Origin of the sequence: Nocardioides asiaticus, assembly GCF_040049175.1 — a bacterium.
Classification (GTDB): Bacteria; Actinomycetota; Actinomycetes; order Propionibacteriales; family Nocardioidaceae; genus Nocardioides; species Nocardioides cheoyonin.
In genome coordinates this window covers 543,053-563,726 of sequence record NZ_JBDZDM010000003.1, presented here as the reverse complement: position 1 = coordinate 563,726, position 20,674 = coordinate 543,053, and the positions used below count along the sequence as shown (strand labels likewise).

Annotated in this window: 20 protein-coding genes; 17 read left to right on the top strand and 3 right to left on the bottom strand. The window is 69.7% G+C overall.

What is annotated here, in order from left to right:
• Positions 1-42: 42 nt before the first annotated feature.
• The 5 genes from ABLE53_RS13255 to ABLE53_RS13235 are packed head-to-tail and all read left to right on the top strand — an operon-like array spanning position 43 to position 5,189.
• Positions 43-453 (top strand): hypothetical protein, encoded by a 411-nt coding sequence (locus ABLE53_RS13255; protein WP_348859422.1) that lies wholly within the window; start codon positions 43-45, stop codon positions 451-453.
• The gene (locus tag ABLE53_RS13250) at positions 450-1,949 is read left to right on the top strand and encodes an ATP-binding protein (protein ID WP_348859421.1); all 1,500 of its coding nucleotides are present in this window, start codon (positions 450-452) and stop codon (positions 1,947-1,949) included. The genes ABLE53_RS13255 and ABLE53_RS13250 overlap by 4 nt, the downstream gene beginning before the upstream one ends.
• A complete protein-coding gene (locus ABLE53_RS13245; RefSeq protein WP_348859420.1) occupies positions 1,946-3,025 on the top strand; it encodes an ArdC-like ssDNA-binding domain-containing protein in 1,080 nt (359 codons plus the stop codon). The genes ABLE53_RS13250 and ABLE53_RS13245 overlap by 4 nt, the downstream gene beginning before the upstream one ends.
• Positions 3,022-3,483, top strand: coding sequence for a hypothetical protein (locus tag ABLE53_RS13240; protein WP_348859419.1), 462 nt, complete (start codon positions 3,022-3,024; stop codon positions 3,481-3,483). The genes ABLE53_RS13245 and ABLE53_RS13240 overlap by 4 nt, the downstream gene beginning before the upstream one ends.
• On the top strand, positions 3,480-5,189 hold the full coding sequence (locus tag ABLE53_RS13235) for a type IV secretory system conjugative DNA transfer family protein (protein WP_348859418.1): 1,710 nt from the start codon (positions 3,480-3,482) through the stop codon (positions 5,187-5,189). Before ABLE53_RS13240 ends, ABLE53_RS13235 begins: the two co-directional genes overlap by 4 nt.
• Positions 5,190-5,232: 43 nt before the next feature.
• Here ABLE53_RS13235 and ABLE53_RS13230 read toward each other — a convergent pair whose 3' ends face one another.
• Positions 5,233-6,063: a hypothetical protein gene (locus ABLE53_RS13230; protein WP_348859417.1), complete on the bottom strand. Its 831-nt coding sequence runs from the start codon at positions 6,061-6,063 to the stop codon at positions 5,233-5,235.
• A gap of 355 nt (positions 6,064-6,418) precedes the next feature.
• Between ABLE53_RS13230 and ABLE53_RS13225 the strand changes: the two genes are divergently transcribed.
• The 6 genes from ABLE53_RS13225 (at position 6,419) to ABLE53_RS13200 (ending at position 9,925) form a co-directional block, all read left to right on the top strand.
• Positions 6,419-6,838 carry a single-stranded DNA-binding protein gene (locus ABLE53_RS13225; RefSeq protein ID WP_348859416.1) on the top strand — a complete coding sequence of 140 codons (420 nt, stop codon included), beginning with the start codon at positions 6,419-6,421 and terminating at the stop codon, positions 6,836-6,838.
• Between the two features lie 12 nt (positions 6,839-6,850).
• Positions 6,851-7,378 carry a hypothetical protein gene (locus ABLE53_RS13220; RefSeq protein WP_348859415.1) on the top strand — a complete coding sequence of 176 codons (528 nt, stop codon included), beginning with the start codon at positions 6,851-6,853 and terminating at the stop codon, positions 7,376-7,378.
• A gap of 119 nt (positions 7,379-7,497) precedes the next feature.
• Positions 7,498-7,797: a hypothetical protein gene (locus ABLE53_RS13215; RefSeq protein WP_348859414.1), complete on the top strand. Its 300-nt coding sequence runs from the start codon at positions 7,498-7,500 to the stop codon at positions 7,795-7,797.
• 23 nt (positions 7,798-7,820) lie between these two features.
• Positions 7,821-9,116: a hypothetical protein gene (locus ABLE53_RS13210; RefSeq protein WP_348859413.1), complete on the top strand. Its 1,296-nt coding sequence runs from the start codon at positions 7,821-7,823 to the stop codon at positions 9,114-9,116.
• Positions 9,117-9,272: 156 nt separating this feature from the next.
• Positions 9,273-9,569, top strand: coding sequence for a ribbon-helix-helix domain-containing protein (locus ABLE53_RS13205; RefSeq protein ID WP_348859412.1), 297 nt, complete (start codon positions 9,273-9,275; stop codon positions 9,567-9,569).
• Entirely contained in the window at positions 9,566-9,925 is a 360-nt protein-coding gene (locus ABLE53_RS13200; RefSeq protein ID WP_348859411.1) for a type II toxin-antitoxin system RelE/ParE family toxin, read from the top strand. Before ABLE53_RS13205 ends, ABLE53_RS13200 begins: the two co-directional genes overlap by 4 nt.
• 226 nt (positions 9,926-10,151) lie before the next feature.
• On the opposite strand, the gene ABLE53_RS13195 is transcribed toward ABLE53_RS13200, so the two are convergent.
• On the bottom strand, positions 10,152-12,140 hold the full coding sequence (locus ABLE53_RS13195; RefSeq protein ID WP_348859410.1) for a hypothetical protein: 1,989 nt from the start codon (positions 12,138-12,140) through the stop codon (positions 10,152-10,154).
• Positions 12,137-13,756: an FAD-dependent oxidoreductase gene (locus ABLE53_RS13190; RefSeq protein ID WP_348859409.1), complete on the bottom strand. Its 1,620-nt coding sequence runs from the start codon at positions 13,754-13,756 to the stop codon at positions 12,137-12,139. The genes ABLE53_RS13195 and ABLE53_RS13190 overlap by 4 nt, the downstream gene beginning before the upstream one ends.
• 147 nt (positions 13,757-13,903) lie before the next feature.
• Between ABLE53_RS13190 and ABLE53_RS13185 the strand changes: the two genes are divergently transcribed.
• The 6 genes from ABLE53_RS13185 to ABLE53_RS13160 are packed head-to-tail and all read left to right on the top strand — an operon-like array spanning position 13,904 to position 20,667.
• Positions 13,904-15,010, top strand: a complete 1,107-nt coding sequence (locus ABLE53_RS13185) for a LacI family DNA-binding transcriptional regulator (protein ID WP_348859408.1) — start codon at positions 13,904-13,906, stop codon at positions 15,008-15,010.
• Positions 15,010-16,314: an ABC transporter substrate-binding protein gene (locus ABLE53_RS13180; protein WP_348859407.1), complete on the top strand. Its 1,305-nt coding sequence runs from the start codon at positions 15,010-15,012 to the stop codon at positions 16,312-16,314. The genes ABLE53_RS13185 and ABLE53_RS13180 overlap by 1 nt, the downstream gene beginning before the upstream one ends.
• A gap of 4 nt (positions 16,315-16,318) precedes the next feature.
• Positions 16,319-17,260 (top strand): carbohydrate ABC transporter permease, encoded by a 942-nt coding sequence (locus ABLE53_RS13175; protein WP_348859406.1) that lies wholly within the window; start codon positions 16,319-16,321, stop codon positions 17,258-17,260.
• A complete protein-coding gene (locus ABLE53_RS13170) occupies positions 17,250-18,086 on the top strand; it encodes a carbohydrate ABC transporter permease (protein WP_348859405.1) in 837 nt (278 codons plus the stop codon). The genes ABLE53_RS13175 and ABLE53_RS13170 overlap by 11 nt, the downstream gene beginning before the upstream one ends.
• The gene (locus tag ABLE53_RS13165; RefSeq protein ID WP_348859404.1) at positions 18,083-19,711 is read left to right on the top strand and encodes an FAD-dependent oxidoreductase; all 1,629 of its coding nucleotides are present in this window, start codon (positions 18,083-18,085) and stop codon (positions 19,709-19,711) included. The genes ABLE53_RS13170 and ABLE53_RS13165 overlap by 4 nt, the downstream gene beginning before the upstream one ends.
• A complete protein-coding gene (locus ABLE53_RS13160) occupies positions 19,696-20,667 on the top strand; it encodes an acetylxylan esterase (protein WP_348859403.1) in 972 nt (323 codons plus the stop codon). The genes ABLE53_RS13165 and ABLE53_RS13160 overlap by 16 nt, the downstream gene beginning before the upstream one ends.
• Positions 20,668-20,674: the final 7 nt, after the last annotated feature.

Below are 20,674 nucleotides of genomic sequence, written 5' to 3'. Positions count from 1 at the left end.
TGCGCACCTCCCTGTTGAAGCTCACTCGACTGGGAGGACCCAATGCCGTCGTACAACGGACCACGCAGCCATGCTCAGGATGCCCGTGAAGCACTGCGTCGACTAGCGCATGAGACCCGCACCCTCGAAGACCCCACTGACATCTATCCGGTCCTAGGTGACCTCAGCAATGCTCTCGCCTCGCTGGCGCAGTCGCTGCATCAGATCGGCGAGTTCCACGAGGGACCCGCACGCAAGCGAGCTTGGGTCACGGGCGACGCCCGGACGGGCCGCGCGGCGTCGTACCAAGTCGCTTGGGAACTTCACCGGGCCGCGGAGATGGTCCACCAGGTCGCCGCCGGGATCGACCGTGCGCACGAGGTCGAGGCGACGATCGCGTACGACGTCCGTGACTATCCCAGCCTCGTGGCGCCGCCGTCGCGATCCACGCGTGAGCCTGGGCTGTCGCTGTGAACACCTGGCAGGACGAGCACCGTCTCCACACCAGCGTGTTGGTCTCACCGGGCCGCGAGAAGCGGCGGAACAGGAAGCTCCGCAATGCCTCAGCCCGGGCGCTCCTGGCCGAGGACCGCGCGGTCAGGCGGGCGATCGCCAAGCAGAAGGCTGACGACCTCGCGGCCGAGCGAAGCGAAACCGTCGTACTCCCCCGAGCCGGCGAGCCTGGACCGGCAGCACTCCGCACCCCGGGACGGCTGCGACTCCGCCGCCACCAGGACACCTCAGCCACCCTCGCCGGCGCGTATCCGTTCCTGGCGGAAGGCGGGCTCGGCAGCGAGGGGGTCTTCGTCGGCCAGGACCTCTACTCGGGCTCGTCCTTCGTCTACGACCCCTGGGTCCTCTACGCCCGCGGCCTCATCACCGCCCCAAACCTCGTGCTCGCGGGCATCGTCGGCTCCGGCAAGTCGAGCCTGGCGAAGAGCCTCTACACCCGATCCATCCCGTTCGGCCGCCGCGTCTACGTCCCCGGCGACCCGAAGGGCGAACACACGCCCGTCGCCGAAGCCGTTGGAGGCAAGGCCATCGCGCTCGGCCACGGGATGCCGAACCGGCTCAACCCGCTCGACGAGGGTCACCGCCCCTCGGGGCTGGACGACGTCCAATGGGCCAGTCAGGTGACCAGCCGACGCCGGGACCTCATCGGCGCCCTGGCCGAGACCGTTCTCGACCGCCGCCTGACGCCGCTGGAGCACACCGCCGTCGACCTCGCGCTGGACCGGACCGTCCACTCAACAGACGTCCCCGTCCTCCCGATGGTCGTCGACCACCTGTTGGCACCCGACCGGAGCGACGACCACGACGGACGCCTCACCGAGGACGGACGGCTCGTCGGCCACGCCATGCGCCGCCTGGTCGCAGGCGACCTCGCCGGCCTCTTCGACGGACCCTCGACGGTGTCCTTCGACCCGTCGCTGCCGATGATCTCCCTCGACCTGTCCCGCGTGGCCGAGAACGCCACCCTGATCTCGGTCTTGATGACGTGTGCGTCGGCCTGGATGGAGTCCGCGCTCATGGACCCTTCCGGCGGCCAGCGTTGGGTCGTGTACGACGAGGCCTGGCGCCTCATGTCCCACCCGGCGCTCCTGCGGCGGATGGACGCCCACTGGCGCCTCGCGCGGCACTACGGGATCGCCAACATGCTGATCTTCCACAAGCTCTCCGACCTCGACAACGTCGGCGACCAGGGCTCCGCCATGCGCGCCCTGGCCTCCTCGCTGCTCGCGAACGCCGAGACCCGCATCGTGTACCGCCAGGAGTCCGACCAGCTCGGCCCGACCTCAGCCGCGCTGGGACTCACCGGGACCGAGCAGGCGCTGATCCCCACACTCGGCACCGGCCAGGGGCTGTGGCGGATCAAGCACCGGTCCTTCGTCGTCCAGCACCAGATGCATCCCGCCGAGCTCGCGCTCTTCGACACGACCGGGCGGATGATCGGGAGCCAGGCGTCATGAACACTCAGGGTCGCGACCGAGCCGCCCGCGACGCGAAGCTCGAGCGCCTCCAACACGAGCTCGGTAACGCCGTCGCCGCGCTCGTCACCGGTGAGGACTGGAGGCGCGCGATGACCTTCGCCGCGCGGTTCCGAGGACGGTCATTCTCGAACACCGTGCTGATCTACTCACAGCACTACGCGGCGTACGGCGAGGGCCGCGTGCCCGAGCCGACACCGACGTACGTCGCCGGGTTCAAGCAGTGGCTCAGCCTGGGTCGCCACGTCATGAAGGGCCAGTCCGGCTACGGGATCCTCGCACCCGTCACCGCCCGTTTCGCCTCCCCGGCGCCTATTGACCCGGACTCCTGGCGCCGCCTCGCTCGAGCCGAACGACCCCGGCCCGGTGAGACGGTCCGCTCGAAGATGATCGGCCTACGGCCCACCCATGTCTGGGACGTCTCGCAGACCGACGGCGACCCGATCCCGGAGCTACCCCGACCAGCCCTGCTGACCGGTCAGGCTCCCGACGGACTGTGGGACGGGCTCGCCGACCAGATCACCGGCGCCGGGTACGAGCTGCGGCTCGTGTCGACCGCGGCACCGATCGGCGGAGCCAACGGGCTGACCGACTTCCTCAGCCGCGAGGTCTCCGTGCGCATGGACATGGACGACGCCGCCCAGACCAAGACCCTCGCCCACGAGCTCGGCCACGTCCTCCTGCACGAGCCGAAGAGCAGCAACATCTCCGGCGCCCTCGCTGCGGACGCCGTACTCCACCGCGGCATCGCCGAGGTGGAAGCAGAGTCCGTCGCGCTGATGATCGGGGCGGCCCATGGCTTCGACACCAGTTCCTACACGGTCCCCTACGTCTCGACCTGGGCGTCGTCCGTGCCGGGCAGGTCGCCAGCCGAAGTCGTGCAGTCGACTGCCGAGCGCGTCCGCGCCGCGGCTGTTGGGATTCTCGACAAGCTCGAGACTGCCCAGGTGGGGGACGGCAATCCGCCCGGGCTCGACCGCGAGGCCCTGGCCCAGCATCGCCACCTCGCACCGGTCGAGACCGGCGTAGGTCGCGATGGGGCGGTGCTCGGACTATGAACATCCCTGTCGTACTGCCCGTCGCACGCGTACGGATCGATGACACCGGGGAACTACACGTCACCCTCGACGGCGTTCCGCACGACTCGGTCGAATGCCCACGACGCGGAGACCTGCACCGCGTCCTCACCGACCTCACCCGTGAAGTCGGCACACCGGTCCGGGTAGAGGTCACCGAAGCCGATGGCACGACGTACTGCGACATCGCGACACCCACCGAGCAGCCACCAGACGACGTGGCCGCCACCGCGGCGCACTCCGGCGTGGGCGTGCGCGGTGTCGGCTTTCATCCAGGCGAGCGCGTTGCGGTGGCGTATGTACTGCTCCAACAGACCGCGGACGCCGAAGGAGCCGCGGTTCTGCATCTCCCGGCTGCAGCATTGGCCCAGCGGGATGGGGCGATGCTGCTGTTCGGACTCGACTCTCACGTCGGCACGCTCATCGAGGCACCGTCGTGAACGCGGGCAGCCGGCGTATCGACGACGAACTCGTCAACCTCGCCCTCGCCGCGGTCGGCGCCATCTTCGTGATCGCAGCACTGCTTCGTGCGGCTGGCTCCCTCGCGGCTGCGATCGTCGGATCGTCAGCACCGCGCGGCGGCCTGGCCGCCGGCTTGAGGGTGCTCGCTGACCCGCTCGACCCGGCAACCGCCATGGACGCGCCCCGGCTCTCAGCTGTCCTCTACTGGAGCGTCGTCGCCGTGCTGCTCGCATCCGCCTGCGGAGTGGTGGTCGCCGGGTGGCGGATGGCGGCCGGGGTTCGGCACCGCTCCCAGCACGACCCCCGCCGGATCGTCGGGACTGCAACCGCTCGAGACATCGCTCCGGTGGCGTCCAAGGCCGCGCTCGTACGCCGTGGCCGGACACTGCGGCCATCGCTCACGAAGCCTCGGGCGAACGATGTCGGGTATCTGCTCGGCTCCGCCCGCGGCAGGGAGATCTGGGCCTCCGTCGAGGACTCGATGCTCGTCGTCGGGCCACCACGCTCCGGCAAGGGCCTGCACCTCGTCATCAACGCCATCCTGGACGCACCCGGAGCCGTGGTCACCACGTCGACCCGCCCGGACAACATCGCTGCGACCATCGACGTACGCCGCAAACGAGGGCCTGTCGCCGTCTTCGACCCGCAACGGCTGACCGCCGAGCTCGGGCTGCCGGGACGCCTGCGGTGGTCACCGGTCCGGGGATGCCAGGACCCCCTGACCGCGATGATCCGGGCGACGGGGCTGGCGTCGTCGACCGGGCTGTCGTCCGGCGGGGTCGAGGCCGGCGGCTTCTGGGAAGGCAAGACGCGGGCGGCGCTTCAAGCACTGCTGCACGCCGCCGCGCTGGAAGGACTTCCGACCCGGGCACTCTTCGAATGGTCGCTCTCCCCCGCTGCGGCCGCTGATGCCGTCGGCATCCTGGCCAGCCGACCGGAAGCAGCGACCGGCTGGGCCGAGTCGCTCGACTCGATGATCAACGCCGATCCTCGGACCCGCGACTCCATCTGGATGGGCGTCTCGCAGGCCCTCGGCTGTCTCGCCGATCCGCGCGTGCTCGACTCCGTCAGCCCCGCTCCCGGCGAGGAGTTCGACCCGTGCCGGTTCCTTACCTCCAACGGCACCCTCTACCTGCTGGCAACCGGGGCGGGCGCCGGCGCGTCGTGGGCACTGGTCGCCGCGTTCATCGAAGACATCGCCGAGACCGCCCGGCACCTCGCCGCCGCATCACCAGGCGCCCGTCTCGACCCACCGTTTCTGCTGGCGCTCGACGAGATCGGCAACCTCTCTCCCCTGCCGTCCCTGCCCGTGCTGATGGCCGAAGGCGGGGGCACGGGAATCACGACGGTGCCTGTCCTGCAGTCGCTGTCGCAGGCGCGCGACAGGTGGGGCGATCACGCGGCCAGTGCGATCTGGGACGCGGCGATCGTCAAGGTCATCCTCGGCGGTTCCTCCGCCTCCAAGGACCTCCAAGAGCTGTCGACTCTGATCGGTGAGCGCGACGATCTGACCGACACGATCAGCGTCGGCGACTACGGCTCGCGGTCACTACAACGCTCAACGCGGCGGGTCGCAGTCATGCCTCCCGAGCGGCTTCGGACTTTGCCCTTCGGCACCGGGCTCGTCCTGCTGCGCAGCGCCCCACCGATCGTCACGACGCTGCGTGCATGGACTCAGCGATGACAGGCGTTGGCACCGTGGCCGGCGCAGTGCCGCCCCGAGTCCTTCATGACACGCCCTCGGGTGAGATAAGGGCTTGCCACGGTTGGGCGTCGAGCGCGGCGAGGGTGGCCTCCGGGTTCGTCACGAGGCGGGTCATGCCTACAAGTCTCATGGGCACGGTTCTCGGCGCGTCCGCCAGGGACTCTTCGCTCAAGTCAAGGCTGAACCTCTCATTCAGCGTCGACGGCAATTTCTCGGCGACCTCCAACTCGAGCACGCGGATCTCGGACCGAAGCGGCGACTCCGCCCGCCTCCGCCACCTGGGGTGTCCGTCACGTGGCTCGGTCCGAGGCTGGGAGGCCGCGACGAGTAGGCGTTGAGCCGCAGTGGCGATCCAAGGATCGGAGGCGTCGCACGGCCGCGGGATGGGGATCCTCTGCACAGCGCGAACCGCGCTCGGCTCCATTGCAAGGGAGACACTCGACCGGTCCTCGTGGACGTTCACATAGCGGAGAACGTTGGATCCTGGAGAGCAGACGTCGGTCAACTGCGCGTCGCCGAGCCAGTCGGTGGGCTCCCGGTGGATGCCTGGCTCGATGACGCAATCGGGGTCGAGCTGAACTCGGTAGAGGTAGAACTGATCGGAACCACCAGGCTGGTCCCGCATACGGCGGAACATGTTCTCGACCGCAGCTTCATACGTGCCAAGGTGGAGCGCCTTGGCCTTCTGCCGTTCCGCCCATCGCTCGACAGCGCCGACGCCACACATCGCCGTCATGCGGCGCCTCGTCTCCGCGGTCAACTCCGCAGCGGGATCGAAGTTCCTGTCCGGCCAGACCTCGTGCGTCGAAGAGTGGTACCAGTAGAACCCTCGCATCAAGGAGTCGTCGTCCACCGGATCCGCCGGATCCACCCAGAAGTCAGGGCGGTCTTCTGAAGTGCAGTCGGTACTACAGACCGGGCACGCCGCCTCAGCCCGTTCGAACCGAACGAGCCACTCCGCCGATACAGACCATTGGTGACGGCAGGATCCGCAGCGCATCCAGCGGGAGCGCTCGAAGCTGATTGGTCGCTCGGTCACGCGGACACATTCGCATGAGTCACTGACAATTTCCGGCGCCTCACGCCGGTCGGGTAGCGCAAGCCCTGTGACCCGCGCCGTGTCACCCCTTGAGCGCATGGAGTACTGCGCGCACCTGACTCACAAGAGCGGCCTCAACCCGGTGTGCCGCGCGAGTTCGGGAGTCACGATGTCCATCCCCACCCAGATGAGTCTGGCCGGCTTCATCGCCAGCGATCCTGACCTGCGCTTCACGAGCGCCGGCGCCGAATACCTCCGGGTGCGCGTCGGCGTCGAGCAGTGGCGCAAGGAGGTCGACGGCTCGTTCACGAAGCTCGATCCGACCTTCCACGACATGGTCGCCTTCGAGAGCACCGCACGCGAGGCGTACGCCCGCTTCCGCAAGGGCGACTCGTTCATCGCCAGCGGCTACGTCCACGAGTACGCGCACGAGCGCACCGGCGAGATCCGCGAAGAGTTTGTGGCCCGCAAGATCGGGCACAACGCGAACCGCACCGACTACGAGGTGAAGCGACGCCGACTCGCTCCTGCAGCAGATCAGCCGGCTACACCCTCCCCCACTGCGCCGACTCCAGCGGTCGGCTTCTGAGGGACGGTTCCGATGAGCGATTTCGACGACGAGCCGTACGAGCCCGACGACCGTCCGGCCTCACGCGCCGTCGTGCCGAGCGCGGTCAACTGGAACCTGCTCGACGCCGATGAGGCCGAGGCGGAATGGCGCGATCTCGATGCCTGGGTCCGTTGGCTCAAGACGACCTTCGGCCTGCCGCCCTCGATCGTCCCGCCGAACTGGCACCGCCACGACGAGCTGATCTGGGAGCTCTCGGCCCTCCACACGCACTTCCTGGCTTGCTACGACGAGACGGCGTCGCCGTCGGCACCGATCTCCTGGATGCGCGACTTCGCCGACACGCGACACCGGCTCCGCGATTGGGTCGCTCAATGCGGCACCCGACTCGACCGAGACCGACCGACGCGACAGACCACCTGGCCCGGCGAACCCGCAGCGGCTCCGGGCGCTGAGGTCGAGATCCGCGACCGGGCCGCCGACTTCGACGAGTTCGTCCGCGCCGACCTCCTGCGCCGATCCCGCATCGAAGCGATCGCGCGGCAGCAGCTCGTCGGCTGACCGCTTCGTCGCCACAGACGTTGAGGCGCTGTTCCGATCCACAGCATCCGGTTCCGACAGCGAACACCGAGGCGTTTCCGATTCACCGTCGAGACAACCAACTTCGAAGGAGGCGAGCCATGGACCTCGCCCACGCACAGACTCTCGTCGAAGCACGCTCCTACATCGCCGCCCTGGCCGACAACGCCCGCTCGGTCGAGGCATCGTCGGCGTACGGGTACGTGCTCATCGAGCTCGACCGTCTCCACGGGGACGAGTCGCCCGCCCTGTCCACCGACGGACTCACCACGAGTCGCGATGTCCTGTTCGCCGTCGCCAACTCCGCCGTCGAGGAACTGCTGGGCCACGGGCTCGATGCGCTCGACATCGAGCTGCTGCTCGCCCGGCTCGACGAGGCGCACAGTCTGGACCGTCTGTGATGTACGGGGAGAACGGTGACCGGATGCGGACAGAACTCGCCGCACTCCTTCGCCAGCATCGAGTCCAGCACCGGCTGGACCCGAGCGGAAGCCAGCCGTCAGGTGACCGCGAGTCAGCTGGTCTGCTCATCCTCCGCTACCGACACACCGTCCTCTCCTGGTGCACCCAAGCTGTGCTCGCCGCGAAGCCGCTCGTGTTCAGCACGGCACTGCCCGCACCTGCGAACCCGTTCCGGGCGTCGAACGAATCCGGCGCCGTAGCCTCCGAACTCGCCCGCGCCCTTCACGCCGCTCAAGAATCCTCCACAGCAGGCAACGCCACCCTGGAGATGCTGAGTGCCCCGAGCGATAACGCTGTCGTCGAGCACTGGAGGAGCGTCGCGAGCGCCGCAGCGTTGGCCGAGCACGACACGAACGGCAGCGCCGCGGTGGCGCTGACCGCCGCGCAAGCCGAAGCACTGGTCGGCGACGTCGCCGCCATCACCCAGGCGTTGGTAGTGCTCGACCACCGCTACTCGAACACACCGGGTTGGGAGAAGCTCGCCGATCGCGGCCGCCTCGGTTGGGCCGCTCTCGCCACCGCGCTTGACGTCAGCCTCGGGCAACCCGACTACAGCGTCGACCAGACAGGGTGGCGGCCGCGCACCAAGGTCCTCCGCGGCCCGGTCCGGCCCGGCGTACTCGGCGTGCTTCAGGCCGAGCACAACCTGCTCGTGCACCTGCGGTCCTTCCCCAACGCCATGAACCTGCGCTTGATCGTCGACTCCCAACGTCAGGTCTCCAACTCACTCACGCCTATGGCCGAACGGATCAATGGCGACTACGCCGCACGCTGGAGCGCTCGAGGGACGACGTACGCCGTCATCCAGCAGCAGCTCCGCAACATCGGCGGTCGGCTCGGTCACGGCGCCCCGGCCGTTGGCGAGGCAGCGAACGCCAGCGCAAGGGTTCGCGCGCTGCCACCGGACACGATCATCGAGCCGCGCGTCCTCGCGGGCTTCCAGACCCTGTTCGACCGGATCGACCACCGGATCGCCGACATCGTCGATGACGGGATCGACCGCGGCGCCTTCGTTGAACGGATCACGATCCCGAAGCTCGGAACCGGCGCCAAGCACCTGATCATCCCGGCCGCGGAGAAGTTCATCCCCGTCACCCGCGCATCCGACCTCGACGTCGTCCGGACCCTCCGAGAGCGACTTCGGCCGCCCCCGGACTCCGGCCCCGCTTCGCCCGGGCAAAGCCGAGCCGACCTTCACACGGCGATTCTGCACCGCCCGGCGTCCCGCGGGACCCCTTCCGAGGCGCCTCAGCTATAGCCAGCTGCTGGCATGACAAAGCCCCGCGGTCCTAACTGGCGAACCAGACAGAGGACAGTTGTCCGCGGGGCGTTGCGATCGGTATCCCGGAGCGCAGCATCAGGAGTGTCTAGAATCGACCTCGGAAGCATCACCACGCCGACGGAGGTGACAGACATGGCCGCGCAGCGCATCGAGTTCTCCCAGCACGAGATCGAGCTCATCGACAAGCTGGTCCGGGATGGCGTGTACGCCGACGCCACCGAAGCGGTCCACGAGGGCCTCCGTCTCCTCGAGAGGGAACGTCGCACGCAAGCAGAGAAGCTCGAGACGCTCCGTTCGGAGGTGCAGAAGGGCTTCGACGACCTCGACGAGGGTCACTACACCGAGATCAACAGCGACGAGGAGCTCGACGCGTTCATGGACGGTCTCAGCGCGCGTGCTGCAGAGCGGGTAGCTGCGCGCCGGCAATGAGCGGATTCCGCGTTAGCCGCGCTGCGGCTGACGACATCGGCGAGATTCTGGAGTGGTCCGAGGAGCATTTCGGCGCCGCGGCCCGCGTCCGTTACGACGCACTCATCCGTGCGGCACTCAGGCATGCTTCGAGCGATCGCACCGACGGCCGGTTCAAGTCGCGCCCCGAGATCGGCGACGGCGTCAAGAGCTGGCATCTGGCCAACAGTGCGACCCAAAGCAGGGGCGAACGCGTCAAGACGCCCCGCCATCTCCTGTTCTGCCGCGATGAGGATGACTTGCTCGCCGTCGGCCGCGTCCTGCACGAGCGGATGGATCCGACGCTGCACGTCGACCCGCAGACCGACTGGGAGTAGTCGTCCTCATGCGACTATCCATGCGACTATCCGCCCGGAACCGGGATGGTTCGCTATGTCGCTCAATGCAGGTCGAACCCAGCGACCATGCCGCTGACCTGCGGTAACGTGTAGTTCAACGTCCCTGGAAGTGCCTCAGAGCACCCCACGTGTCGTCCATGTCCCACAGGACGGCCACGGGCAGGGTCTGGGGCGAGCTATCGGGCGAAGCGGACACGGCATCACCCTAGGGTGACTCCGGAGCCCCCACGTGCCCGGCCAGCACCGCCACGCCGTATGCCCTCAGCAGCAGCGCGCCGTCCTCCTCGAGCGCGCCTGCGGGGAAGAGGAGGTCGTGCCCGGCGGGAAGCGGCAGCCTGAACGTGTCGGCCGAGGAGTTGACGAACCAGACGAAGCGCCGTCCGTCGTCCCGGACCAGCGAGTCGCTGAACGCGCGCTCGTCCTCCGGCCGCGGCTCGTGCCCGGCGCCCGCCTCCACGCCGAGGGCGCGGTAGAGGACCCGGACGGCGTCGTCCTCGTGCGCCGCAGGACGGACCGAGCCGAAGTACTCGACCGGGTAGGTGCTCACCAGCACCGAACCGGCGCCGAGCCGGCGGCGTACGAGCGCGGGACGGCCGAGGTCGTCGCGGGCGACCACGGTTGCATCGGGCTCGGCATCCTTCTCGTCCAGGGCGAGCATCGATCGGGCCTCGTCGACGCCGGCGACGGGGAACGTCAACACGTCGCCGGGGCCGAGGTCGCCGAGTTCCTCCTCGAAGCGGAAGGTCACGACATCGGGCACCGGCTCCTTGAGTCCGAAGGTCATCCGGTTCGCCATCCCCGCCAGCTCCCGGGGATCCGACCACCAGGAACCCGGATGCTCGCCGCTGACACCCGCGAACCACGACAGGTAGACGATTGCCCCCGACCGCGCGTGGTCCAGCAACCGCGTCACGGTCGGCGCGGTGAGCGCCTTGCCCGACGGGACGATGACCAGCCTTGCGGCGAGGTCGCCGTCGAGCTCGCGGACGAGGGCCGGGGCCAGCGACGCACGCTTCGCGGCGACGTAGGCGTGCCCGACGATCCGCGGTACGGCCTCCTGCTCGGACGCCGGGACATGCGGGTACGGCTCGACGTACGACGGCATGACGACCGCGGTCGCCGTGGGCGACCGAGTGCACCGGTCGGCGTCGATCCGCTCGAGCAGGCGTGCGAAGGCCGTCATCTCGCCCAGCTGCGGCTTGGCGGTGCCGTCGGTGCGGTAGAGCCCGAAGCGGAGTTCGAAGGGGTGGTGCCGGTACGGGTCGATCGAGCCGAGGTCGTAGTCGGTGTTGTTCCACGCCAGCCAGCCGGTGGCGCCGGCGAGCAGGCTCGTGTGCAGGGTCTGGCGGTAGTAGTGCGCGGCGTTGTCGTCCGATGCGAGGCTGGAGCTGACCCCGAACTCCTCGAGCACCACGGGAAGGCCGAAGCTCGCGAGCTCGCAGGCAAGCGCTCCCGCCAGGTGCAGCCGGGTGCGGTCGTCGTCGGCCGGGTAGGAGTGCGGCCCGGCGAAGTCGACGAGGTCGAGCTGGCGCCGCAGCCGGAAGCCGGTCTCACGCCCCGTCGTCTCCACTGTCCAGGCCCCATCGCCGAGGGAGACCGGGAGCGTCGACCCGCCCGCGCGCACCGCCGAGGTGCAGATGATCGCCCACGCCCGCACCGCGTCGGGCGTCGCGCTGCCCGCGTAGTTGGTGAACTCGTTGCTGATCAGCCACCCCTGCAACGCCGGTGCGGGGCCGAGCCGACGCACCAGCTCGCGGATGAAGAAGGCCTGCTGGCCGAGCATGAAGGCGTCGGTGTACAGGTCTCGTCCCTGACGCCACGCGACGTCCCAGTCCTGGCCCGACATGTGGCCGACCAGGAACGTCGGCACGGTGCCGAGAGCGGTGTCGTCGCAGGCCCGCAGGAACGCGGCCAGGGCCGCGACCGAATCGTCGTCGACCGTGTCCGGTGCGGGCTGGAAGTCGGGCCAGAACATGAACGACCTGACCGTGCGCACGCCGTCCTCCCGCAGCCGGGCGAGTTCCTCCCTCACGACGGCGTCGTCGTACTCGCGCCACATGAAGGGCCCACCACGCCGCGACAGGTAGTTCACGCCGAGCCACTGCTGGGGCCCGCCGGCGAGGGCCGGCGAGGGCCGGCCGATGAGACCCCGGGCGAGATCGCCGGCGGGATCCCGGCCTTCCGAGGTGCTCACCAGGTCTCCCCGGCCCAGTGGAGCTGCGCGCCGGCCGAGACGAGGTCCCTCTGCAGGGCGGCGATGTGTGACGGCGTCTCGCTCACCTGGTGCGGCTCGGTGTCGGTGCCGAGACAGTACGCCGCCAGCGTGCCGGCCGCCTCGCCGATCGACCATTCGACCGGGTGCAGCCGATAGCAGCCATTCGTGATCTGGGTGGTCCCGATGTTCTTCGCCGCCGGCAGCAGGTTGCGCACCCGCACGGGCACCAGCGCGGCGAGCGGGATCTCGAACGGCTCGGGCAACCCGCCCGACCCGGTGCGACCGCCCGTGCTGGCGTGCCGGTCGATCCAGAAGTAGTGGCCCACGCCGACCGAGTCGGGGTAGCGCTCGGCCCCGCGCCCGTCACGGAAGGCGCGGTCGACGTCCTGCTCCACGATGGTTCGCCGGGCTGCGATCCGGCGGGACTCGCGGACGTAGGGCATCTTCGCCAGTCCGTCCGAGGTGCCGGCGACGTCGGCGCGCAGGCGCAGCCCGGGCCAGCCGACGCCGCCGTCGGGGCGAGGCGCCTCGGTCTGCAGCCAGTAGAGCAGTGAGAGGCTCAGCTGCCGGGCGCCCTCCCAACGACTCTGCGCGTCCGGCACCCCGAAGAGCGGGCCACCGACGTAGTCGTTCATCGGCCAGTTGACGACCGTGATGTCGCTGCGGAAGGCGCCGTCCCGGAACATCTCGCGCGCCGCGATGCGTCGGTAGGTCCACAGCTCCGGGGTCGGTCCCATGTTCCGATGGTCGAGGTCGATCTCGGCGTCCTTCGGGTTGATGGTGAGCGTGTAGCGGCGTCGGGGTCCGCGGTGCTCCGCAGGCCCGCCGAAGTCGAGGATGCGGCCACCGTGCCACGGCTCGGGTTCCCAGGTCCGGTAGAAGTCGTAGGTCGCCGGCCGGTCGATGGTGTGGTCCTCACCCTCGAGGTGCTCCACGGCGAAGCACCACGTGACCGCTTGCATGTCGGTGGGGTCGGCGGTCTCGGGCGCGCTGGGCTCGCCCGTCTGCGCACGCGCCTCGCGGCCGCTGACGTGCTCGACCCCCGCCAGGGGCAGCAGGTCGCCTAGCTCAGTGGCGTCGAGGACGAACGCCGCCTCGATCTCCCGCAGGTCACCGGACTCCCGGTCCCGGACCTGGACTCCGGCGACCCGGTCGCCCGCGACGTGCACGGCAACCGGCTCGTGCCGTCGCAGCAACGTGATCCTCCCACTGGCGAGGTGGGGCGCGAGCATCGCCTCGAGCACGGCGACGCCGACGCGCGGGTCCGCCGAGACCGGGCTGACCCAGGCGTGGCCCGGGTTGAGGTACGGGTCGTGGCGTGCGGCCTCGGTGAGCGGGAAGTGACGCCGGTAGTAGTCGCGAATGCCGTCGCGCAGCCGCCGGTAGCTGGCGTTGGCGCCGGTCCGCTCGATATGGCGGTGCTCGTCCAGCGGGACCAGCTGGCTCGTCAGCTGGCCGCCGATCCAGTCGGTCGGCTCGGTCATGATCACCGACCAGCCCCGCTCGGCCAGGGCGCCGGCGGCGGACACACCGCCGAGACCGCCGCCGGCGACGTACACGGCGGCGCGAAGCGCGGACGCGGCGCGGCCGGTCATCGAGGGTTCCTGTTCATGAACTTGATCGTCCTGTCTCGGCGCTGACTCGGAGCGAAACCGCGCCGAAGTTTGTGGGGCGTTCCGGTTGCAGTGTGACGTAGGTCATGTAACCATTCGTGAACAGTTGACGCAACGAAGGTCTGGTTCATGAACAAGATCACCATCCGTGACCTCGCCGAGCACGCCGGCGTCTCCGTCGGAACCGTCTCGCGTGTCCTCAACGACCAAGACAACGTCGCCGCCGAGCTGCGAGCACGAGTCCTCCTCGCGGTCAAGGAGACCGGCTACGAGCGACTGCGTGCCCGTGCCGCCCGCCCTCGTGCCGCCCGCGAGGAGATCACCTTCTTCGTGGCCCTTCGCGAGGTCGACGAGGACCGGCCCTCGCTCGACTACTTCTGGGCCGGCATCCTGCACGGCGCCGAGCAACGTGCCCGCCGGTCCGGCGCCCGTGTCTCCTATCGCGCTCTTCACGGCCTCGATCACGGCACCACGGTCAGCGAGCAGCTCGGCGGCGACATCCCGGAGCGCGCACTCCTGGTCGGCCCGGCACCGGCGAGCGCCGTCACCGAGCTCCGAGCGCTCGGGGTGTCGCTCGTGCTGGTCGACAACGCCGTGGAGGGACAGGCGCTTCCGACGGTCAACTCCGACAACTTCGGCGGCTCGCTCGCGGTGATGGAGCATCTGATCGGCCTCGGCCACACCCGTATCGCCTACGTCGGCGGCCCGCTCGCCGAGGACCTGCCCGACGCCGACGCGATCCACTCCGTCGGACTGCGCACCGCCGCCTACCACTACGCGCTCGAGCGGCGCCGCATCGCCGCTGACCCGGCACTGGTCACCCACTGCGACCTCACCCCGGACGGCGCCTCGGCCGCTGTGCAGGCCCTCGTCGACGACGGACGGGCCTTCACCGCCGTCTTCTGCGCCAACGACCCGGCCGCGACGGGTGCCGTGCGCGGCCTGCGGGAGCGCGGACTGCGCGTCCCCGACGACGTCTCGGTCGCCGGTTTCGATGACCAGTTCGGCGACCACGTCGACCCGCGGCTCACCACCGTACGAGTCAACCGCGCCGCCCTCGGCGCCCTGGCCGTCGACGCGCTTGCCGACCTCGGCCGCAGCTCCGAGCCTCCGTCTTCTCGGGTCGTCTCCGTCGAGCTGGTCGTGGGCAGGTCCACGGCCGCCCCCGGGGCCGGAAGCACCGCTCTGTCCGCCGCATCACCCAGCGACCATCGCATCATCACAAAGGAGTCATGATGGCCCGACGCTCCCTCCGCATCTGGGGCCTAGCCCTGGCAGCGGCCCTCACCACCAGCTCGCTCGCCGCGTGCGGCGGCGGGTCCAGCGCCTCGGGGCAGCCCGAGAAGCCCGACAGCCCGGTCACCCTCCGGATGACCACCTGGACCTCGGATGAGACCCAGATCAAGACCTTCGAGTCCATCGCAGACGGCTACATCAAGGAGCACCCGGACCTGGTCAAGGACGTGAAGTTCGAGACCGTCTCGGGTGACGACTACATGGTCGGCCTCACCACCCAGATCGCCGGCGGCAACGTGCCCGACCTCGCCTGGATCCTCGAGAGCAACGGTCCCGAGTTCGTGAAGAGCGGCGCTCTGACGAACCTCACCCCGTACCTCGAGAAGGCGAAGGGGTACGACCTCGACGACCTGCTGCCCAACGCTCTGGATCTGTGGAGGGACGGCGACGCGATCTACGCCTACCCGTTCTCCAACAGCCCCTTCGGCGTCTTCGTCAACACCGACCTCATCAAGGCGGCCGGCCAGCCGAACCCCGCGGATCTGGTGGCGAAAGGTCAGTGGACCTGGGACAAGGCCCGCGACATCTCGGCCGCGGTCGCGAAGACCTCGGGCAACAACGGACTGGTCATCCGCGACTTCGACTACACCAACTGGGAGAACCTCGCGGAGGTCTGGGACAGCTGGGGTGCGGCGCCGTGGTCCGATGACGGGACCACCTGCACCATGGACAGCCCCCAGATGGTCGAGGCGATGACGTGGATCCACGACGCGATCTTCAAGGACGGCGCGATCCCGGGTCCCGGCACCGACGTGGACTTCTTCGGCGGGAAGACCGCGATGACCGTCACCCAGGTCAGCCGGGCCTCCGGCCTGGACGGCAGCTTCCACTGGGACCTGGTGCCGCTCCCCTCGGGTCCTGAGGGCCATGTGAACGTGATCGGCCAGGCCGGCATCGGCGTACTCGCCCAGGGGGCGCACCCCGACATCGCCGCGAACTTCCTCGCCTACTTCACCGACGCGGCCAGCGCCAAGAAGCTCGCCGGCTTCTTCCCGCCGCCGCGCCAGTCCCTGATCAAGGCCTCGACGCTGAAGAAGTCGAACCCCCTGCTCAGTGAGAAGCAGCTCCAGGAGGTCGTAGTCGACGGCGTCAAGGACGCCGTGACGAAGCCGTCGCACCCGAACTTCGCCCAGATCAAGGAGACGACCCGGATCGCCCTGGACGATCTCTGGAAGCCGGATGCCGATGTGAAGAGCGTCCTCGGCAACGTGTGCGACCAGATCGCCCCGCTGCTGAAGGACTGAGACCGTGGCCCTGCTCACCGCCCGTACGGTCTCGCCGGCTGCGAGCGTCTCGGGGAGAACGTCCCTGAGCAGCCTGCAGCGGCGCGACCGCTGGGTGGGGGTGGCGTTCGTCGCCCCGCAGCTCGTGGGTTGGGCCGCCTTCGTGGCGGTCCCCCTCGTGATGGTCGTCTGGTACAGCCTGCACGACTGGCAGGTGCTCACCAACTCGTTCACCTTCAGCGGGATGGACAACTACCGGCGGATGTTCCGCGACCCGAGCATGCACGACGCCCTGGTCGCGAGCGGGATCTTCTCGCTCGGCCTCGTGGTCCTCAACGTCACGCTGGCGCTCTTCCTGGCGCTGATGCTCAACCAGCGGCTCCCGGGGAGCACCGTCTTCCGCGCGATCTTCTTCTCTCCTGTCGTCGCCTCCCTCGCCGCGTGGAGCATCGTGTGGGGCTTCCTGCTCCAGAACCACGGCGGGATCAACGGCTTCCTCGAGCTGGTGGGGATCGACGGCCCGAACTGGCTCCGCGGCGGGGCCACCGCGATGCTCTCCGTGATCGTGGTGCAGGTGCTCAAGGGCGTCGGGCTCAACATGATCCTCTTCCTCGCCGCGCTCCAGGTGGTGCCCGAGGAGCTCCGCGAGGCCGCCCGGCTGGACGGCGCCGGCGCCTGGCGGGTCTTCCGATCGATCACGATCCCGCTGATCTCGCCGACCATCCTGATGGTCTCGATCCTCACGGTCATCGGGTCTCTCGAGGTCTTCGCGCAGATCGCGATCCTCACCGCCGGCGGACCCGGCAACGACACGACAGTGCTCGTGTACTACCTCTATCAGCAGGCGTTCATCTACCACGACTTCGGCTACGGCAGCGCGGTCTCGGTGCTGATGTTCGTCGTCGTACTGGTCCTGACGCTGCTCCAGTGGCAGGCCCGGCGGAAGTGGGTGCTCGATGAGACCTGACGTCCTTCGACGCGGCGTCCTCGTCGGTCTCCTGGCACTGATGGCGGTGCCGTTCGTCTTCCCGACGTGGTGGATGATCACCTCCAGCTTCAAGCCGATGAGCGAGATCGTCGGGACCCCGCCCACGATGTGGCCGCACACGTTCACGGTGCAGCCGTACCTGGACGCATTCCGGACCCAGCCGCTGGCGAGGCAGTACTGGAACAGCGTCTACATCGGCGTGGTGGTCACCGCCGGCACCATCGTGATCTGCTCCATGGCCGGCTACGCCCTGGCGCGGATCCGGTTCCGCTTCGCCAACGTGGTGTTCCTCGTCCTGCTCACCGGCGTGATGGTTCCCCCCGAGGTCACGATCGTGCCGCTGTTCCGGATGGTTCGGGCGGCCGGTCTGATCGACACGCACGTACCGCTGATCGTCATCCCGATGATCGGGGCACCGAGCGTGATCGGAACCTTCATCATGCGGCAGTTCTTCCTGAGCCTCCCGGTGGAGCTGGAGGAGGCCGCCCGGCTCGACGGCCTCGGTCCCTGGGGGATCTTCTGGCGGATCGCGTTCCCGTTGGCGAGACCGGCCGTCGGCGCGGTGGCGATCATCGTCTTCCTGCGCTCCTGGAACTCCTACCTCGAGCCGCTGGTCTACCTCACCTCCAAGGAGAAGTTCACCCTCCCGCTGGCGCTCACGCAGTACCGCGACAACTACGGCCAGCTCGTCTGGAACACCCAGCTCGCCGCGACCACGCTGACAGTGATCCCGGTCCTCATCGTCTTCCTCTTCGCCCAGAAGCAGTTCGTCCAGGGCCTGGCGCAGACGGGCCTCAAGGGATGAGTGAGCGACCGCGGTACGACGTCGCCGTCGTGGGCGGCGGGCTCGGTGGCGTGGCCGCCGCGCTCGCCGCGAGCCGCCTCGGGGCGAGCGTCGTGCTGGTCGAGCGGGGCGAGTGGCTGGGCGGCCAGCTCACGTCGCAGGGCGTCCCCCCGGACGAGCATCCCTGGATCGAGGGCCCCCACGTCGCGCGCTCGTACGCCGGCCTGCGTACGGCGATCCGCGAGCACTATCGCCGTGCGTACCCGCTCACCGCGCGGGCCCGCCGCGACCCGCACCTGAATCCCGGCCTCGGCCTGGTCTCCGCCCTGTGCCACGAGCCCCGGGTCGCGGCGCTGGTGGTCGAGGAGCTCCTCGGGCCGTTCCTCGCCGCCGGACGGCTGAGCATCCTGCGCGGTCACGAGGTCACCGACGCGGCGGTCGACGGCGACCGCTGCGTCGGCCTCACGGCGACCAGCAGGGCCGGCCGACGCCACGAGGTCACCGCGACGACCTACGTCGACGCCACCGAGACCGGCGACCTCCTCCCCCTGCTCGGCGTCGAGCATGTCGTGGGCGCGGAGTCCCGCGACCAGACCGGCGAGCTCCACGCGCCCGCCACGGCCGACCCCCGCGACCAGCAGGCGCTGAGCTGGTGCTTCGCCGTCAGCTACCACCCGGGTGAGGCCCACACGATCGAGCGGCCGCCGGCGTACGACCGGTGGCGGGCGGCCACCGACCCGCGGTGGCCAGGTCCGCGGCTCGGCTGGAAGGACGTCGACCCGGTGACGCTGCGGCCACGCCACCGGCCGATGTTCCTGCACGACCCGGCCGGCGAGGACCACCCTGGCGCCAAGGACTGGTGGCACTATCGGCGGATCCTGGCCGCCTCCCAGCTGCGCGCCGAGCCCGGCGTGCCCGCCGCCCGCGACATCACCCTGGTCAACTGGCCGATGACCGACTACTGGGACCGGCCCGTGCTCGGGGTCCCCCCCGACGAGCGCGCCCGCGCCGAGCAGGAGGCGAGAGAGCTAGCCCGGTCCTTCCTCTACTGGCTGCAGACCGAGGCACCCCGCCACGACGGCGACACCGGCTATCCGGAGCTCCGCCCTCGCGGTGACGTCCTCGGCACCGACGACGGCCTCGCCCGCGAGGCCTACGTCCGCGAGTCGCTGCGGATCCGCGCCGTGACCACCGTGACCGAGGGCGACATCGGCTGCGAGATGCGCGGCCCGGCCGGGGCCCGGAAGTTCGCCGACAGCGTCGGCATCGGCTGGTACCGCATCGATCTGCACCCCAGCACCGGCGGCCGATCGTACGTCGACATCGACTGCCACCCGTTCCAGATCCCGCTCGGCGCGCTGCTTCCGGTGCGGGTGCGCAACCTGGTCGCGGGTGCCAAGAACATCGGCACCACCCACATCAGCAACGGCGCCTACCGGCTGCACCCGGTCGAGTGGTCGGTCGGGGAGGCCGCCGGGGCGCTCGGGGCGGTATGCGCCCGGACCGGCACCGAGCCGCACCGCGTACGGGAGCATGGTTTCGAGGACTACCAGCGGGTCCTCGCCGGCACCCTCGGTGTCCCGCTCGCCTGGCCGGAGGAGATCTCGAGCCCCACCATCCGAGGAGCATCGTGTACGTCGACCTGACCGAGCCGGAGCTGTGGCGCTACCGCAGCAGCTACGCCGAGCCGGAGGACTTCGACGCCTTCTGGTCCCGGACCCTCGATGACGCCGCCCGGCATCCGATTGCCGTCACCGCGACCCCGGTGAAGTCTCCGCTGGCCACCGTCGAGGTCCACGACATCACCTTCGCCGGCTTCGGCGGACACCCGGTGCGCGGCTGGCTCTACGTACCGGTCGGGATCGAGCCCAGCGGCGTCGGCGTCGTGCAGTACCAGGGGTACGGCGGCGGGCGCGGCCACCACCTCGAGCACCTGCTCTGGTCGGCCGCCGGCCACGTCCACCTGATGATGGACAGCCGCGGTCAGGGGGCGGCGTACCGCCGTGGTGCCACCGCCGACCCGGTCGGCACCGACGGCCCCGCGATCCCCGGCGTCATGACGCGCGGGATCGAGTCGCCCGACAGCTACTACTACCGGCGTCTGTACGTCGACGCGGTCCGCGCCGTCGACGCCCTGCGGGAACTGTCGCCCGTCGTCCTGGGCCGGGTCGTCACCGTCGGCGCGAGCCAGGGCGGCGCCCTGTCGCTGGCCGCAGCGGCGCTGCGCGACGACGTCGCAGCCGCGGTCGCGCTGGTGCCGTTCATGTGCGACATCCGCCGTGCCAGCACGATCACCGACCGCGAGCCCTACAAGGAGATCGGCCGCTACCTGGTGACCATGCGCGACCGGGTCGAGGAGGTCTTCGGCACGCTCGGCTACTTCGACGGCGTGGGCCTGGCCAGGCGGATCACGTGTCCCACGCTCATCTCCGCGGCGCTGATGGACGCCACCTGTCCCCCGTCGACCGTCTTCGGCGCCTACCACGAGCTGGCCGGGCCGAAGGAGATCTCGGTGTGGACCTACAACTCCCACGAGGGCGGGGGACCCGACGACGACGAGCGGGCGCTCCGCTTCGTCGCCGAGCGGGCAGCGGGCCGCTGAGCGGGGT

What these genes read in the sequence shown, in the direction of transcription:
- ABLE53_RS13170 (WP_348859405.1), top strand. Translation starts at nt 17,250, where the DNA reads ATGAGACCTGACGTCCTTCGACGCGGCGTCCTCGTCGGTCTCCTGGCA.
- ABLE53_RS13185 (WP_348859408.1), top strand. Translation starts at nt 13,904, where the DNA reads ATGAACAAGATCACCATCCGTGACCTCGCCGAGCACGCCGGCGTCTCC.
- ABLE53_RS13205 (WP_348859412.1), top strand. Translation starts at nt 9,273, where the DNA reads ATGGCCGCGCAGCGCATCGAGTTCTCCCAGCACGAGATCGAGCTCATC.
- ABLE53_RS13210 (WP_348859413.1), top strand. Translation starts at nt 7,821, where the DNA reads ATGCGGACAGAACTCGCCGCACTCCTTCGCCAGCATCGAGTCCAGCAC.
- ABLE53_RS13255 (WP_348859422.1), top strand. Translation starts at nt 43, where the DNA reads ATGCCGTCGTACAACGGACCACGCAGCCATGCTCAGGATGCCCGTGAA.
- ABLE53_RS13165 (WP_348859404.1), top strand. Translation starts at nt 18,083, where the DNA reads ATGAGTGAGCGACCGCGGTACGACGTCGCCGTCGTGGGCGGCGGGCTC.
- ABLE53_RS13190 (WP_348859409.1), bottom strand. Translation starts at nt 13,756, where the DNA reads ATGACCGGCCGCGCCGCGTCCGCGCTTCGCGCCGCCGTGTACGTCGCC.
- ABLE53_RS13240 (WP_348859419.1), top strand. Translation starts at nt 3,022, where the DNA reads ATGAACATCCCTGTCGTACTGCCCGTCGCACGCGTACGGATCGATGAC.
- ABLE53_RS13220 (WP_348859415.1), top strand. Translation starts at nt 6,851, where the DNA reads ATGAGCGATTTCGACGACGAGCCGTACGAGCCCGACGACCGTCCGGCC.
- ABLE53_RS13180 (WP_348859407.1), top strand. Translation starts at nt 15,010, where the DNA reads ATGGCCCGACGCTCCCTCCGCATCTGGGGCCTAGCCCTGGCAGCGGCC.
- ABLE53_RS13245 (WP_348859420.1), top strand. Translation starts at nt 1,946, where the DNA reads ATGAACACTCAGGGTCGCGACCGAGCCGCCCGCGACGCGAAGCTCGAG.
- ABLE53_RS13200 (WP_348859411.1), top strand. Translation starts at nt 9,566, where the DNA reads ATGAGCGGATTCCGCGTTAGCCGCGCTGCGGCTGACGACATCGGCGAG.
- ABLE53_RS13225 (WP_348859416.1), top strand. Translation starts at nt 6,419, where the DNA reads ATGTCCATCCCCACCCAGATGAGTCTGGCCGGCTTCATCGCCAGCGAT.
- ABLE53_RS13215 (WP_348859414.1), top strand. Translation starts at nt 7,498, where the DNA reads ATGGACCTCGCCCACGCACAGACTCTCGTCGAAGCACGCTCCTACATC.